At 51.4% G+C, this 15,311-nt stretch carries 13 protein-coding genes and 2 tRNA genes; 7 read left to right on the top strand and 8 right to left on the bottom strand.

Features of this window, described 5'->3' with window-relative positions:
• Positions 1-13 precede the first annotated feature (13 nt).
• The gene (gene adhE / locus F3J40_RS09915) at positions 14-2,704 is read left to right on the top strand and encodes a bifunctional acetaldehyde-CoA/alcohol dehydrogenase (protein ID WP_167014184.1); all 2,691 of its coding nucleotides are present in this window, start codon (positions 14-16) and stop codon (positions 2,702-2,704) included.
• A gap of 53 nt (positions 2,705-2,757) precedes the next feature.
• On the opposite strand, the gene tdk is transcribed toward adhE, so the two are convergent.
• Positions 2,758-3,384: a thymidine kinase gene (gene tdk, locus F3J40_RS09910; RefSeq protein WP_167014182.1), complete on the bottom strand. Its 627-nt coding sequence runs from the start codon at positions 3,382-3,384 to the stop codon at positions 2,758-2,760.
• 324 nt (positions 3,385-3,708) lie between these two features.
• Between tdk and hns the strand changes: the two genes are divergently transcribed.
• Entirely contained in the window at positions 3,709-4,116 is a 408-nt protein-coding gene (gene hns, locus F3J40_RS09905) for a histone-like nucleoid-structuring protein H-NS (RefSeq protein WP_017346297.1), read from the top strand.
• An 84-nt stretch (positions 4,117-4,200) separates the two neighbouring features.
• On the opposite strand, the gene F3J40_RS09900 is transcribed toward hns, so the two are convergent.
• The 5 genes from F3J40_RS09900 to rssA form a co-directional block, all read right to left on the bottom strand.
• A complete protein-coding gene (locus tag F3J40_RS09900; RefSeq protein ID WP_167014180.1) occupies positions 4,201-5,208 on the bottom strand; it encodes an NAD-dependent epimerase in 1,008 nt (335 codons plus the stop codon).
• A gap of 14 nt (positions 5,209-5,222) precedes the next feature.
• Entirely contained in the window at positions 5,223-6,563 is a 1,341-nt protein-coding gene (locus tag F3J40_RS09895) for a UDP-glucose dehydrogenase family protein (RefSeq protein WP_167014178.1), read from the bottom strand.
• A 22-nt stretch (positions 6,564-6,585) separates the two neighbouring features.
• Positions 6,586-7,494 carry a UTP--glucose-1-phosphate uridylyltransferase GalU gene (gene galU / locus F3J40_RS09890; protein WP_167014176.1) on the bottom strand — a complete coding sequence of 303 codons (909 nt, stop codon included), beginning with the start codon at positions 7,492-7,494 and terminating at the stop codon, positions 6,586-6,588.
• Positions 7,495-7,684: 190 nt separating this feature from the next.
• Positions 7,685-8,701 carry a two-component system response regulator RssB gene (gene rssB, locus F3J40_RS09885; protein ID WP_167014174.1) on the bottom strand — a complete coding sequence of 339 codons (1,017 nt, stop codon included), beginning with the start codon at positions 8,699-8,701 and terminating at the stop codon, positions 7,685-7,687.
• 98 nt (positions 8,702-8,799) lie between these two features.
• Positions 8,800-9,705, bottom strand: a complete 906-nt coding sequence (gene rssA / locus F3J40_RS09880) for a patatin-like phospholipase RssA (RefSeq protein ID WP_167014172.1) — start codon at positions 9,703-9,705, stop codon at positions 8,800-8,802.
• 98 nt (positions 9,706-9,803) lie between these two features.
• On the opposite strand from rssA, the gene F3J40_RS09875 reads away from it, so the two are divergent.
• From F3J40_RS09875 to xthA, 5 genes are all read left to right on the top strand, one after another.
• Entirely contained in the window at positions 9,804-10,259 is a 456-nt protein-coding gene (locus tag F3J40_RS09875; RefSeq protein ID WP_167014170.1) for a YchJ family protein, read from the top strand.
• A 59-nt stretch (positions 10,260-10,318) separates the two neighbouring features.
• Positions 10,319-11,167 (top strand): formyltetrahydrofolate deformylase, encoded by an 849-nt coding sequence (purU, locus tag F3J40_RS09870; RefSeq protein WP_017346304.1) that lies wholly within the window; start codon positions 10,319-10,321, stop codon positions 11,165-11,167.
• 150 nt (positions 11,168-11,317) lie between these two features.
• Positions 11,318-11,402: transfer RNA gene (locus F3J40_RS09865), tRNA-Tyr, on the top strand.
• 46 nt (positions 11,403-11,448) lie between these two features.
• Positions 11,449-11,533, top strand: a tRNA-Tyr gene (locus tag F3J40_RS09860).
• Between the two features lie 176 nt (positions 11,534-11,709).
• Complete coding sequence (gene xthA, locus F3J40_RS09855; protein ID WP_017346305.1) at positions 11,710-12,516, top strand: exodeoxyribonuclease III; 807 nt, start codon at positions 11,710-11,712, stop codon at positions 12,514-12,516.
• Between the two features lie 48 nt (positions 12,517-12,564).
• Here the strand turns inward: xthA and F3J40_RS09850 are convergent, their stop codons facing one another.
• Together F3J40_RS09850 and F3J40_RS09845 are read right to left on the bottom strand one after the other, a co-directional pair.
• Complete coding sequence (locus F3J40_RS09850) at positions 12,565-14,481, bottom strand: DNA topoisomerase III (protein ID WP_167014168.1); 1,917 nt, start codon at positions 14,479-14,481, stop codon at positions 12,565-12,567.
• Positions 14,482-14,641: 160 nt separating this feature from the next.
• The gene (locus tag F3J40_RS09845; RefSeq protein WP_167014167.1) at positions 14,642-15,193 is read right to left on the bottom strand and encodes an NAD(P)H nitroreductase; all 552 of its coding nucleotides are present in this window, start codon (positions 15,191-15,193) and stop codon (positions 14,642-14,644) included.
• Positions 15,194-15,311: the final 118 nt, after the last annotated feature.

Here is a 15,311-nt window from a genome sequence, read left to right as displayed (position 1 = left end):
TCAGGAGATTATTATGACTGTCAGTAATGTCACTGAACTCAACGCTCTGGTTGCCAGAGTGAAATCCGCTCAACAAGCCTATGCCACTTTTAGCCAGGAACAGGTTGACCGCATTTTCCGCGCGGCAGCCCTCGCAGCGGCAGATGCACGCATTCCTCTCGCCAAACTGGCGGTAGCGGAATCCGGCATGGGCGTAGTGGAAGATAAAGTCATTAAAAACCACTTCGCCTCTGAGTACATCTACAACGCCTACAAAGATGAGCAGACCTGCGGCGTATTAGCCACCGATAACGCATTCGGCACCATGACCATTGCTGAGCCGGTGGGTCTGATTTGCGGGATCGTCCCGACAACAAACCCCACTTCGACCGCCATTTTCAAAGCGCTTATCAGCCTGAAAACGCGCAACGGCATTATCTTCTCTCCTCATCCACGGGCAAAAAACGCCACCAATGAAGCGGCTAACATCGTGCTGAAAGCCGCTGTGGCGGCAGGCGCGCCGGCCGATATTATCGGCTGGATTGATACCCCCTCCGTTGAGCTCTCCAATGCCTTGATGCATCACCCCGATATCAATCTGATTCTGGCAACCGGCGGCCCCGGCATGGTGAAAGCCGCCTACAGTTCCGGTAAGCCAGCCATTGGCGTCGGTGCGGGTAATACGCCGGTCGTCATTGATGAAACCGCAGATATTAAACGTGCGGTAGCGTCAATCCTGATGTCGAAAACCTTTGATAACGGCGTGATCTGTGCCTCTGAGCAATCAGTGATTGTCACCGATACCGTGTATGCAGCGGTGCGCGAGCGCTTCGCCAGCCACGGTGCTTACCTGCTACAGGGGAAAGAACTGGCGGCAGTACAGGGATTAATCCTGAAAAACGGCGCACTGAATGCCGCGATTGTTGGCCAGTCTGCGCACGCCATCGCCGCGCTTGCCGGTATCAACGTCCCTGAGGATACCCGCATACTGATCGGCGAAGTGAGCCAGATTGATGAGTCTGAACCCTTTGCCCACGAAAAACTCTCGCCAACCCTTGCCATGTACCGCGCCAAAGATTTCCACGATGCGGTGGCAAAAGCAGAACAGTTGGTGGCACTGGGCGGCATTGGTCATACATCTTGCCTTTACACCGATCAGGATAATCAAAAACCGCGCGTCAGCTATTTTGGCGAACGCATGAAAACGGCGCGCATCCTGATCAATACCCCTGCCTCTCAGGGTGGGATCGGCGACCTGTATAACTTTAAACTCGCACCTTCTCTGACCCTGGGCTGTGGCTCATGGGGCGGAAACTCAATTTCTGAAAATGTCGGTCCAAAACATCTGATTAACCGGAAAACTGTCGCGATGCGAGCCGAAAATATGCTGTGGCATAAATTGCCAAAATCCATCTACTTCCGTCGTGGTTGCCTGCCGTTAGCATTGGAAGAACTGGCCGTGGATGGCGCAAAACGTGCATTTATCGTGACTGACCGTTTCCTGTTCAACAACGGCTATGCCGAGCAGGTGACGCAGGTATTAAAGCAACACGGTGTTGAAACCGACATATTCTTTGAGGTTGAAGCAGATCCGACCTTGTCTACCGTACAGAAAGGTGCGGAACAGATGCGCAGCTTCAAACCGGATGTGATCATCGCACTGGGCGGCGGATCGCCGATGGATGCGGCCAAAATCATGTGGGTGATGTATGAACACCCCACTACGGATTTCGCCGACCTTGCACTGCGCTTTATGGATATCCGTAAACGTATCTACCGCTTCCCGACGATGGGTGAGAAAGCCCGTTTTGTGGCCATCAGCACCACTTCCGGTACCGGTTCTGAAGTGACACCTTTTGCCGTGGTCACTGATGACAAGACAGGCCTGAAATATCCGCTGGCAGACTACGCATTAACGCCAGACATGGCGATTGTCGATGCCAACCTGGTGATGGAGATGCCTCGTTCACTGTGCGCGTACGGTGGGATAGATGCGGTAACGCACGCACTGGAAGCCTACGTTTCTGTTCTGGCCAGTGAGTTCTCCGATGGTCAGGCCTTGCAGGCGCTGAAAATGTTGAAGGGGTACTTACCTGCCAGCTATGCGTCAGGAGCACAGGACCCGGTTGCTCGCGAGAAGGTCCACAATGCTTCAACCATCGCTGGGATCGCTTTTGCGAATGCCTTCCTCGGGGTGTGTCACTCTATGGCGCATAAACTGGGGTCCGGTTTCCACTTAGCGCATGGCCTCTCGAATGCGCTGCTGCTGACCAACGTTATTCGCTACAACGCGAATGATAATCCGACCAAACAAACGGCCTTCAGTCAGTATGACCGCCCTCAGGCACGCCGCCGTTACGCTGAAATTGCCGATCACCTTGAGTTGTCTCAGCCAGGCGATAAAACCGCCCAGAAGATTGAACGTTTAATTGCCTGGCTGGAAGAGCTGAAAACACAATTAGGCATTCCCGCTTCGATTCGTGAGGCAGGCGTTAATGAAGCAGACTTCCTCGCGGCAGTTGATAAACTCGCCGAAGATGCGTTTGACGACCAGTGTACTGGTGCTAACCCACGCTACCCGCTGATTAGCGAGTTACGTCAGGTGATGATCGACAGTTATTATGGCCGCCCATACGTTGAGCATGGGGTGACGGCTGTGGAAACTGCGGTTGAAGAGGAAGCCGTTATCAGGAAAGGTAAAACCGGGCAAAAACAGACATCATAATGACGTCTGAGTCTGATGATAAAAAAACCCGCCATCGCGCGGGTTTTTATCTGTTACTCCGACGCTTCCTGATGGTGGAAGCCGTGGATAGCCTGAAGCGATCCCTCTTCAATCGCCTGCTTATAGTGTTTACGACACACTGAGATATACCGCTCGTTGCCGCCAATCACCACCTGCTCGCCTTCGCTAAATGGCTTACCTGTGCTATCCAGCCGTAAAACCATACTGGCTTTACGTCCGCAGTGGCAAATCGTCTTCAATTCGACCAGTTTATCCGCCCATGCCAGCAAATATTGGCTTCCACCAAATAACTCACCGCGAAAATCAGTACGCAAGCCGTAGCACAATACCGGAATATCGAGTTTATCCACCACATCAGAGAGCTGTCTGACCTGCTCTTTGGTTAAAAACTGGCATTCATCCACCAGCACGCAGTGGATAGGCTGCGCATGGTGCTGAGCGGCGATCTCTTGATCCAGGCACGTGTTGTCATTATATAGCGAGGCAGGGGCGCTAAGGCCGATACGCGAAGTCACACTGCCTGCCCCAAAGCGGTCATCAATTTCGGCAGTGTAAATCAGGGTGCGCATTCCGCGTTCCTGATAGTTCCATGAGGACTGCAACAAGGCAGTCGATTTACCTGCATTCATCGCAGAGTAATAAAAGTAGAGTTGGGCCATGAGCACTGCCTTTGAAGAACAATCAATCGCGAAGTGCCGCAGTTTATCACAATCTCCTGCTTTCGCTGCGTAAAGCAGCATCTGTTTTGTACTTAACGCGTTCAAATCACATTACTTGAATAAGTAAGATGTATCTTTAAAGTTTTTTACCGGCTGGTCAATTCCCCACTAAAATGCATGGCTCACTTGGCTTGATGAAAATAGGATTCATGAAGTCGTACAGATATTTTAATTTTGTGCTTAATTTTCTATTGCAGTAATTTTTTTCGCCAACTATTATTAACCCGCACCTCACCTATTTATATTTATTCCGAGATCAAACAAATGAGCGAAGCACTTAAAAGCCTTAACAATATTCGTACACTGCGTGCCCAGGCAAGAGAGTTTTCACTGGAAACTCTGGAAGAGATGCTGGAGAAACTGGAAGTCGTAGTGACTGAACGCCGTGATGAAGAGTCACACGTGCAGGCTGAAAGTGAAGAGCGTCTGCGCAAACTGGCCCAGTATCGTGAAATGCTGCTGGCTGATGGCATTGATCCAAATGAACTGCTGAGCGCCTTGGGTGAAGTTAAAAATGCACCTAAAGCGAAACGCGCAGCTCGCCCGGCTAAATATCAATATGTTGATGAAAACGGCGAAACACGTACCTGGACTGGCCAGGGTCGTACCCCCGCAGTGATTAAAAAAGCTATCGACGAACAGGGTAAACAGCTTGAGGATTTCCTGCTGTAATAAACCCGGCTTGTAGCAACTCGGATATCATTTCTATTTTTCACCAGGTAAAAGGAAGCTTTGCAGCTTCCTTTTTTATTGCTTTTACACGCCGTAATAATCGCGATACCAGTTCACGAATTGCTGTACACCGGTACTCACTGACGTTTGGGGTTTGAATCCTGTGATATCAAACAATGCGCTGGTATCAGCACTGGTTTCAAGCACATCACCAGGCTGCATAGGTAGCAGATTTTTCTCTGCTTTAAACCCTAATGCCTGTTCCAGCGCTTCGATATAACTCATCAAGGTCACGGGACTGCTGTTGCCAATATTATACACCCGATACGGCGCAGAACTTGTCGCTGGTGTCCCCTGCTCCACCGTCCATGCGGGATCGGCCTGCGGGATGACGTCTTGCACCCGCATAATCGCTTCTACAATATCGTCAATATAGGTGAAATCACGTTTCATCTGCCCGTGATTGTAAACATCGATGGCATCCCCAGCCAACATCGCACGGGTAAACTTAAACAGTGCCATATCCGGTCTGCCCCATGGGCCATACACGGTGAAGAAGCGTAAGCCAGTGGTAGGCAACTGATAGAGATGGGAATAGGTGTGGGACATTAACTCATTGGCTTTTTTCGTCGCGGCATACAGTGAAACAGGATGATCGACACTGTCCGCGGTTGAAAAAGGCATTTTACGGTTGAGGCCATAAACTGAACTGGAAGACGCATACAGCAGATGTTCAATTTTATGGTGGCGGCACCCCTCAAGAATATTGAGATGGCCAATCAGATTAGCATCCGCATAGGCATGAGGATTCTCAATGGAATAGCGTACGCCAGCCTGAGCCGCGAGGTGTATTACGCGCTGAAAACTATGCTGTTTAAACAGCGCAGCAATACCCTCGCGATCGGCCAATTCGCACTTGGCAAAGTGGAACTGGCCGTCTGATTTTAACAGGGAAAGACGTGATAACTTCAGGTTAACGTCGTAATAGTCATTCAGGTTGTCCAGACCAACAACCTGATGACCTGCGGCCAACAGGCGTTGGCAAACATGAAAACCAATAAAGCCTGCGGCGCCGGTAACCAGAAATTTCATACTTCCCTCGTTAATTATACAATTTGTAAAGACGCTCCGCGGCCGATTGCATAATAAACGAAACCGCGTTTGCTGAGACGCTCCGGATCATACAGGTTACGACCATCAAAGATCACGGGTTCTTTCAAACCATTTTTAATGGTATCAAAGTCCGGTGCCCGGAAATTCTGCCATTCCGTACAGATAACCAGTCCATCTGCGCCCTGCAATGCAGCCTCTTTGGTTCCCATCAAGCGGAAATCATCGCGGTTGCCATAGATACGCTGAGCTTCATCCATCGCTTCTGGATCGTAGGCCTGGATGGAAGCACCCGCTTCCCACAGCGCTTCGATCAGCACACGACTGGATGCTTCACGCATATCATCGGTATTCGGTTTAAACGCCAGTCCCCATAGCGCGAAGGTTTTACCACGCAGGTCATCACCGAAATGACGACGGATAAAACCAAACAGCTTATGCTTCTGACTGTCGTTTACATCTTCTACCGCTTGCAGCAGACGAGGTTTATAGCCGATTGATTCCGCGGTGCGAATTAACGCCTGCACATCTTTCGGGAAACATGAACCGCCGTAGCCACAGCCAGGATAGATAAAGCTGTAACCAATACGTGAATCCGATCCAATGCCCTGACGTACTTTCTCAACGTCTGCACCCAATTTTTCGGCCAGATTTGAGATTTCGTTCATGAAGCTGATCTTGGTCGCTAACATGCAGTTAGCCGCATACTTCGTCAGCTCCGCACTGCGGATATCCATCAAGATCATACGATCGTGATTGCGGTTAAACGGTTCATACAGTTCACGCAGCAGATCAACCACTTCGTCGTTGTCGGTACCGACAACGATACGTTCCGGACGCATACAGTCAGTGACTGCTGCACCCTCTTTCAGAAACTCTGGGTTAGAAACCACGTCGAATGAGAGATCAACGCCACGGGCTTTGAGCGTTTCATTCATTACGGCACGCACTTTATCTGCAGTGCCTACCGGAACCGTGGATTTATCCAGAATCACTTTGTGATCCTGCATATGTTGCGCGATGGTACGCGCCACCGCAGTAACATATTTCAGATCGGCTGAGCCGTCTTCATCTGGCGGCGTTCCCACGGCGATAAACTGCATTACCCCGTGATTTACCCCGTCTTCCGCATTGGTGGAAAACTTCAGACGACCCGCTTCGTAGTTTGACATGACAAGTGGCGTCAAACCCGGTTCGAAAATTGGGATAATACCCTTTTTCAGGTTCTCTACTTTGGTTGCGTCGACATCAATACATAAGACATCATGCCCGACTTCGGCCAACACCGCCGCCTGAACCAGACCGACATAGCCGATACCAAATACAGTAACTTTCATTGAGCTATCCTGTGTTGATCAGTTATTTTTTGTTACCGACCGCGCTCTCAAGCCATTGAGAGAAGTCTTTACCCAGCACCGGATGGCGTACGCCATACTCGACGAATGCCTGCATGTAGCCCAGTTTGTTACCACAGTCATGGCTTACGCCAGTCAGGTGATAAGCTTCAACGGTCTCTTTTTCCATCAGCATGGCGATAGAATCCGTTAACTGCACTTCACCGCCTGCACCTGGAGGGGTTTTCGCCAGCAGAGGCCAGATATCTGCAGAGAGTACATAACGACCCACCACAGCAAGATTTGAAGGTGCTTCAGCTGCTTTAGGTTTTTCCACCACGCCGACCATCGGTGCGCTTTCGCCTGCGTTCAGGCTGGCACCTTTGCAGTCCACCACGCCGTACGCGGTCACGTCCGCTACTGGCTCAACCATGATCTGGCTGCGGCCAGACTCTTCGTAACGGCTCAGCATCTGCGCCAGGTTGTCTTTGGAGAGATCAGATTCGTATTCATCGATGATCACGTCTGGCAGGATCACCGCAAACGGCTCATCACCCACTAATGGGTGGGCGCACATCACGGCATGGCCCAGACCTTTGGCGATACCCTGACGTACCTGCATGATGGTGACATGCGGTGGGCAAATAGACTGGATTTCATCTAACAGCTGACGCTTAACGCGTTTTTCCAGCATCGCTTCCAGTTCAAAACTGGTGTCGAAGTGGTTTTCAATAGAGTTTTTAGACGAGTGCGTAACCAGAATAATTTCGTTAATTCCCGCTGCAATGCATTCGTTAACGACATACTGGATCAGTGGCTTATCAACCAGCGGCAACATCTCTTTTGGAATCGCTTTTGTTGCAGGCAACATACGGGTGCCCAAACCAGCAACAGGGATTACCGCTTTCTTTACCTTGGATTTGAAGCCAGACATCAAGATACCTCTCTAATAGGCCGCTCAAGTTAATACTTGATAAGTCGGTTAAAAACGAAATGAGTATACATACACTCGTGAGTGGATTTATCCTGGAAGGGTTCAATCCGCTGAATTTAAGACAATTGCCTAAGTGTAAAGCTTAGAGTTGGCCCTGTCTTTAAGGTTCAGCGAATTAAAAATTATCTGCTTATTCTTCGCTCGAAAGCATCAATCGGAGACGCCCACCGGCTCCCCAAACGTGGCATTGCCAGCGCTCAGCCCGTTGGCTTATCTGATTTAGATAGGTATTCCCTGTTGTGCCTAACGGAACGCCGTTACTGAGTTGTATTTGATGGGATTGTATATCTAACGTCGCGTTTAAACCGGCAGACACCAGAATCAGGTTTTTTAAACCACTGTGGTAGTAGCCGACTAAAAGCGGGAACTGCCCGGTGAGGTTCGCCTGTTTTAACAAGAGATTGACCTGGCGTAATAAACCGTTAAGTTCAGGCAAACGCTGTTTTTGCCCAGAAAGCTGCTCCTGCAACAGGCCGTTAAATAAGGCTCGCAGTAACAATGCCGCCAGTACGCCGTTATCCCCGGCGCGAGTGACGTCCAGGCAGTAGAATGCCAGGTCATTATCGGAGAGAGCAGCAATGTCCAGTACCAGACCGGGTTGTTCAGCCATCGTCAACTGGCGATAGTTAAAACGGCAATGGGCGACATTAAGCTGTACCGGCGGTTGTAATTGTTTGAGTAGCTTGGCTGCCGCAGGGGGATTGCTCACCAGTGCGTCCCAGTCCTGGAAAAGCTGTTCGTCCTCCTCGACTTTTGACGTGAACATCGACGGATAGAGACATTCGAAAACGGCTTCGCGAAAGCGCTCAAGATTTTTAAGCGGTTTAAGTAACACATCCTGAACACCCAAACGCAAAACATGGGCGATGTCTGCCATGTTCTCGGTGGCAGAAATGATGAGAATGGGCACGCTGTTGCCGCTCATACGGATGTGCTCAACCAGTTTCCCACCATTCATTTGCGGCATTTCAAGGTCGCATATGATTAAATCCGCGTTCTGCTGTTCCAGTAATGTGATGGCTTCCAGCCCATTTTCAGCCGGCATCGTTTTCGCCCCCAACGCCGTTAAAATACCTTCCAGCATTGAACGGAAAACGGCCTCGTCTTCAACAATCAGGATTGTTTTGCCGAGTAGTGGTTTTTCCATTCTCTCCCCCTGCGTACCAGATAGTTCAATAGTGGTTCATAAAACTGCATTGCGCCTTTAAGAATTGACTGAAGTAGGCCCAGTTTAGAAAAATGCCACTATCTGTCTCTGATCAGTGGTACCAGTTCATCCATTTGTTTCTCTACCGCTGCCCAACCTGCCGCAATGGCTTCATCTGCGCGATGAAAATCCAGCGTCGAGATTTGTGGGCAAAACGGTTGAATAAGGACATCCGGAGGATCACCTGCCATCCGGTTGCGTTTTAATCGGTTTTCCAGCACCTGAATCGAGGTACTCATAATTTCCATCGCGCCGGGCGTCTGGCTTATGCGCCGCTGGCGCAGGCCCGTAATGCGCTGACGAATTTTTTTGCCCCAGCTCAGCGCCTCTGCGGCTGCGGCTTCTTCACTGCTTTGTGGGGTGACCGACAATAAATCTTGCTGCATCAAGTGCGCATCATGTTGTAAGTCCACTGCGATAACGATGTCAGCACCCAGCGCTCGGGTGAGCGAAACGGGCACCGGATTGACCACCGCACCGTCCACCAGCCAGTAACCGTTGTAACTGACAGGAGGGAGTAAGCCCGGCATGCTACAGGAAGCGCGTACCGCCTGGTGCAGTTCACCTTCCGTCAACCAGAGCTCACGGCCAGTACTCAGATTGGTTGCCACGACGCCAAACGGCTTAAGACTCTGTTCCAGCGTCTTTTCACCAATCAGCTGTCGCACATGGCTAAAAACACGTTCGCCCCGCAAGAGTCCGCCGCGCTGCCAGGAAAAATCCATGAGCCGGATGACATCCCAGTAACGGAAAGCCGTAACCCATTTCTCCATCACCGGTAAACGTTGATTGACGTAAGCTGCCCCTACCAGCGCACCCACTGAGCAACCTGCCACCACATCGATCTGAATGCCTGCTTTTTCCAGCGCGTTGATTACGCCAATGTGCGCCCATCCTTTGGCGGCCCCTGAACCGAGAGCCAGTCCAATTTTTACCTGTCTCATTTCACCTCTGGTATTGGCGTCAATGCGTAGCATCGCCGAGCAGTGTCAGCTACCATAGCAACGTTTATGATTCGTCGTTATCACTCTCAGGAGATGAAGTGTCCCAGGAATGTCCTTGCTGCAGTGGTGAGCAGTATAGCTTATGTTGCGCACCCTATATTGACGGTACGCAAATTCCCGCCACGGCAGAATGCCTTATGCGTTCACGCTACACGGCCTATGTCCAGCAAAATGCTGCTTATCTGGTTGCCACCTGGCACCCTTCTCAACAGCGGCCTGAACTTTTGCCAGCCTTAACAGAGAGTTTCGCCGGTAGCGAATGGCTGGGCTTGAATGTAACCCGTTGTTTTGCCGGACTCCATGAGAATGAAGCATTTGTGACATTTTTTGCGAGATACCGCGAAAAAGCACAACTTCACCATCTGCATGAGTGTTCGCGCTTTGTCCGTGAGGATCAACGCTGGTACTATATCGACGGTACCGCGCCTGAGCTCGGCCGGAATGATCCCTGTCCCTGTGGCTCGGGGAAAAAATACAAAAAGTGCTGTAACTGAGCCTATTGTTACTTCAACAGTTACCACCCTTTTAATGCTTTGACAGGACTCTGATTGAGATGCAAGCGCAAACCATTCAACGAAAAGTTTTACGTACTATCTGCCCGGACGCAAAAGGCCTGATCGCCAAAATCACCAATATTTGTTACAAGCACGAGCTGAATATCGTGCAGAACAATGAGTTCGTCGATCACCGCACCGGGCGCTTTTTCATGCGCACAGAGCTGGAAGGGATTTTTAACGACAACACACTGCTGGCGGATCTCGACAGCGCACTGCCTACGGGTTCAGTGCGTGAATTGCAGAGTTCTGGTCGTCGCCGTGTCGTTATTCTGGTCACCAAAGAGGCGCACTGCCTGGGCGACCTGCTGATGAAAAGCGCGTTTGGCGGTCTGGATATGGAAATTGCCGCCGTCATTGGCAACCATGAAACCCTGCGCTCACTGGTAGAACGCTTCGATATTCCTTTCGAGCTGGTAAGCCATGAAGGGTTGACGCGTGAAGAACATGATAACCGCATGGCGGATGAAATTGACCGTTATCAGCCTGATTACGTGGTGTTGGCGAAATACATGCGCGTACTGACGCCTGGTTTCGTTCAGCGTTTCCCTAATCAGATCATCAACATTCACCACTCGTTCTTACCTGCGTTCATTGGTGCACGCCCTTACCATCAGGCCTATGAGCGTGGTGTGAAGATCATCGGTGCTACCGCGCACTACGTGAATGATAACCTTGATGAAGGCCCAATCATTATGCAGGACGTGATCAACGTCGATCACAGCTATACCGCAGAAGAGATGATGCGCGCGGGTCGTGATGTTGAGAAAAACGTGTTAAGCCGCGCACTGGATAAAGTGCTGGGTCAGCGCGTCTTTGTGTACGGCAATCGCACCATTATCCTGTAATTGCCTGCTTCTGACGCTGCATTTGTGTGAGAATGCAGCGTCACGGGCAAAAAAACGGCAAACGATTCATTTTTTCATTTTCAATGCTTTACACGCTTCCGGCATTTGGTATGATGCGCCCCGCCTTAAGGCACAAACATTCAGTAAGTGGGCGGGATTCCCGAGCGGCCAAAGGGAGCAGACTGTAAATCTGCCGTCATCGACTTCGAAGGTTCGAATCCTTCTCCCGCCACCATCTGAATCGGTTTGTTAACCTGGCAACACAATTAGCGCATTACCCTGGTGGGATTCCCGAGCGGCCAAAGGGAGCAGACTGTAAATCTGCCGTCATCGACTTCGAAGGTTCGAATCCTTCTCCCACCACCATTATCTTCCTGTTTTTATTTCTGTATTACCCCCTCTAGCCTGCACAATTTTCACGCTGATTTTATCTGTCATGCGATATCACTATGGCAACGTCTTATTGCCGGTGTTAATGCTTAACTTCCGGTACAAAAGTCGTTACCATCCAGCGCTACCCCACTCACACAATGGGTCTTTCCATGAAATTTGTCTCCTTCAATATTAATGGCTTACGTGCTCGCCCGCATCAGCTAGCTGCCCTGGTTGAAAAGCATCAACCTGACGTTATCGGTCTGCAGGAAACCAAAGTCCATGATGATATGTTCCCACTCGAAGAGGTGGCGAAACTGGGCTATAACGTCTTCTACCACGGTCAGAAAGGCCATTATGGTGTTGCGCTGTTGACCAAAGCACAGCCGGTTGAAGTGCGTCGTGGTTTTGTTAATGATGATGAAGAGGCGCAACGCCGCATCATCATGGCAGAAATCCCCAGCCCTATCGGTAATATCATCGTCATCAACGGTTACTTCCCACAGGGCGAAAGCCGTGACCATCCGACCAAATTCCCGGCCAAAGCGAAGTTCTATCAAGACTTGCAAGCGCATCTGGAAACCCACCTCACCGCCGACCAGCCGGTGATGATCATGGGTGATATGAACATCAGCAGCACCGATTTGGATATCGGCATCGGTGAAGATAACCGCAAGCGTTGGCTACGCACCGGTAAATGTTCATTCCTGCCAGAAGAGCGTGAGTGGATGGACCGTCTGATGAACTGGGGTCTGGTGGATACCTGGCGTGCGCGTAACCCGGAAGCAAACGATCAGTTCTCGTGGTTCGATTACCGTTCAAAAGGCTTTGATGATAATCGTGGTCTGCGTATCGATCTGCTGTTGGCTAGCCAACCGTTAGCAGCACACTGCATTGACAGTGGCATTGATTATGAACTGCGCGCAATGGAAAAACCTTCCGACCATGCGCCAATCTGGTCAACTTTTCAGTTTTAACTGAACTTCCGCGTGGCTCTCTGCCACGCGGTCAAACACCGGTTAGCCTCAGGCTGCCGGTTTTTTTTTGCGTCTGGTTTGGGATGCTGAACGCGATTTATCCGGCGCAGAAAGACCTCGCAGCCCCTGCATCGTCGGCTGCTGCCGTGCATGGACGATCAGGTCGGTCAGCACCGAGACCAGCGGCTGCATAAACTCATCATAGCGACAATTTTTTTCACTGATGCGCGTCAACGTCGACTCCCAGTGAGCGGTCATATCGGGCCGTGCGGCCATTTCTGGCAGCGCATGAATCAGCGCCCGTCCGGCCTCCGAAGCGTGGATATAGCGCCCCTTCTTCACTAAAAAAGTACGCCGGAACAGCAGTTCTATGATCCCGGCGCGCGTGGCTTCTGTGCCCAATCCATCCGTAGCACGCAGCACCTTTTTGAGTTCTTTATCTTGCACAAAACGCGCAATGCCCGTCATGGCTGACAGCAGTGTGGCATCCGTAAAGGGGCGCGGTGGCTGAGTCTGTTTTGCCAGGACTTCCCCGCGCTCACACAGCAAGTTATCGCCTTTGGCCACCACCGGCAGTGGCATGCCATCGTTCTCTTCATCGCGTTCTTTGTTGCCTAACAGAGCACGCCAGCCTGCCTCGGCGAGGAAACGGGCTTTAGCAACAAATTTGCCACCATTGATCTCCAGATCGATGCCACATTTGCGGAACACCGCATCCGGGCAGAACTGCATCAAATATTGCCGTGCAATCAGCTCGTAGATCTGTTGTTCATTACTGTTCAGTTTGACCGCACTGCTACGGGCAGTGGGGATAATCGCGTGGTGCGCGTCCACTTTTTTATCATCCCAACAGCGGTTCCGCCGCTCAGGATCGAAGTCCGCCGGTGGGGTTAACGCGTTTTGATGCACCTGAATTGCGTTCAATACGCTATGACGGCCAGCAAAATGTTCTTCCGGCAGGTAACGGCTGTCGGAACGTGGATAGGTAATCAGTTTGTGGGTTTCATACAGGCGCTGACAGAGATCGAGCACCTCTTGCGCACTAAAGCCAAAACGTTTCGCCGCTTCGATTTGCAGGCTAGAGAGTGAAAATGGCAGCGGTGCAGGTTCGGTTTCGCGCTTATCGTTATAAGCGGTGACCAACGCAGGTTTGCCGCCAATTCGTTCTGCTACGTGATCGGCTAACGGGCGATGGAGCAAACGCCCTTCCTCATCCTGCCAAGGCTCACAGGCTTCACTCGGCACCCAGCTGGCGATAAAGCGCTGCTGTTCCGGGGTGACGATGTGGGCTTTCACCTCGAAATAGTCTTTGGGGATAAAGTTTTCAATTTCTTCATCGCGTCGCACCACCAGGCCCAGTACCGGCGTCTGGACGCGGCCCACCGAGAGCACGCCATTATACCCGGCATTTCGGCCGAGTAATGTCCAGGCACGGGTCATGTTGATCCCGTAGAGCCAGTCTGCCCGCGCACGCGCCAGCGCAGAAACGCACAGGGGGATGAAGTCGCGGTTAGAACGCAACCGCCCAATCGCCCGCTCAACCGCCTGGGGATTGAGATCGTTGATCAGGCAACGCTGCACATTTTGCCGCTTCTCGGCGGGCAGTTGCAGGAAGTCCAGGACTTCGTCCACTAACAACTGCCCCTCGCGATCCGGGTCACCTGCATGCACCACTTCATGAGCCTGCGCCAGCAGTCCTTCAATGACTTTCAGCTGTTTTGCTACGGAGGGCTTCGGCTGTAAACGCCACTTCTCAGGCACAATCGGCAGGTCGGCCAGCGACCAGCGAGCAAAACGCCCGTCATACGCCTCCGGCTGAGCTTGCTCCAGCAAATGGCCCACGCACCAGGTCACCACCTGATCGTTGCCACAGGCGATAAAACCATCGCCACGGCGATGAGGTTTCGGTAAAACATCGGCGATTGCACGCCCAAGGCTGGGTTTTTCAGCAATAAACAAACGCATCGGCCCCTGGATTCTCCAACATAATGAGAGCTGACAACACAGCAGATGCGCTATGGTAGCCTGCCTTGGCAAAGCTGATAAGAGCACGCAGCGCGCTTCGCGATCTTTCGCACAGGAACTGTTCAACCGGTAAGGTAACCGGTTGAAAATGGCTAAAAAATCAGAAATAACTGATGAAAGGTGTACTGTCCACAGGCAGCACAGTGGTACTGCTTTTCAACTGCGGAGTACCCAGGTAGAGGAAACCAACAATCGCATCCTGCTCACGGCAACCAAAGGCGGCTTTTACTTTTGGATGATCCGTCCACGGGCCGCTACGCCAGATGCCATTAAAGCCCTGAGCCTGCGCAGCCATCTGCATTGCCATCACTGCACAACCGGCAGAAACCACCTGCTCCCACTGCGGTACCTTAGAATGCTCAGTACAATGTGCGACGACGGTAATAATCAAAGGTGCGCGAAACGGTGACTGGCTGGCTTTCTCAATCGCTTTCTCATCCAGTTGCTGCTCGCGAGCCGCCTGTTCCAGTAGCTGGCTGAAACGCTCACGGCCTTCATTCTCCACCAGAATAAAGCGCCAGGGCTGTAAACCGCCATGATCTGGCGCGCGTAAACCCGCCTGCAGGATATTTTCCAGCCCCTGTCCGGCTGGCGCCGGTTCTGCCAGACGCGAAGCCGATCGACGGTTTTTCAGTAATTCAAGGGCATCCATTTGCCTTCTCCATTGTCACTATTCAGGTTTTATCCTGGCACAGGCGGATTTTTTTTGTAACAGTCCGGTGTGATTTCCTGCTGACATTTCCCCTGCTGCTCTTTAGGATTAGTGCCGT

Origin of the sequence: Candidatus Pantoea multigeneris (assembly GCF_011752615.1) — a bacterium.
In the GTDB taxonomy this organism is placed as follows: domain Bacteria; phylum Pseudomonadota; class Gammaproteobacteria; order Enterobacterales; family Enterobacteriaceae; genus Pantoea; species Pantoea multigeneris.
The sequence above is the reverse complement of the archived record's forward strand: the minus strand, read 5'-3'. Positions and strand labels throughout refer to the sequence as shown.

Bases quoted from the DNA above. Each gene is read 5' to 3' on its own strand.
- hns (WP_017346297.1), top strand. From the start codon at position 3,709: ATGAGCGAAGCACTTAAAAGCCTTAACAATATTCGTACACTGCGTGCC.
- F3J40_RS09900 (WP_167014180.1), bottom strand. From the start codon at position 5,208: ATGAAATTTCTGGTTACCGGCGCCGCAGGCTTTATTGGTTTTCATGTT.
- F3J40_RS09895 (WP_167014178.1), bottom strand. From the start codon at position 6,563: ATGAAAGTTACTGTATTTGGTATCGGCTATGTCGGTCTGGTTCAGGCG.
- rssA (WP_167014172.1), bottom strand. From the start codon at position 9,705: ATGAGACAGGTAAAAATTGGACTGGCTCTCGGTTCAGGGGCCGCCAAA.
- rssB (WP_167014174.1), bottom strand. From the start codon at position 8,701: ATGGAAAAACCACTACTCGGCAAAACAATCCTGATTGTTGAAGACGAG.
- F3J40_RS09845 (WP_167014167.1), bottom strand. From the start codon at position 15,193: ATGGATGCCCTTGAATTACTGAAAAACCGTCGATCGGCTTCGCGTCTG.
- xthA (WP_017346305.1), top strand. From the start codon at position 11,710: ATGAAATTTGTCTCCTTCAATATTAATGGCTTACGTGCTCGCCCGCAT.
- purU (WP_017346304.1), top strand. From the start codon at position 10,319: ATGCAAGCGCAAACCATTCAACGAAAAGTTTTACGTACTATCTGCCCG.
- adhE (WP_167014184.1), top strand. From the start codon at position 14: ATGACTGTCAGTAATGTCACTGAACTCAACGCTCTGGTTGCCAGAGTG.
- F3J40_RS09850 (WP_167014168.1), bottom strand. From the start codon at position 14,481: ATGCGTTTGTTTATTGCTGAAAAACCCAGCCTTGGGCGTGCAATCGCC.
- galU (WP_167014176.1), bottom strand. From the start codon at position 7,494: ATGTCTGGCTTCAAATCCAAGGTAAAGAAAGCGGTAATCCCTGTTGCT.
- tdk (WP_167014182.1), bottom strand. From the start codon at position 3,384: ATGGCCCAACTCTACTTTTATTACTCTGCGATGAATGCAGGTAAATCG.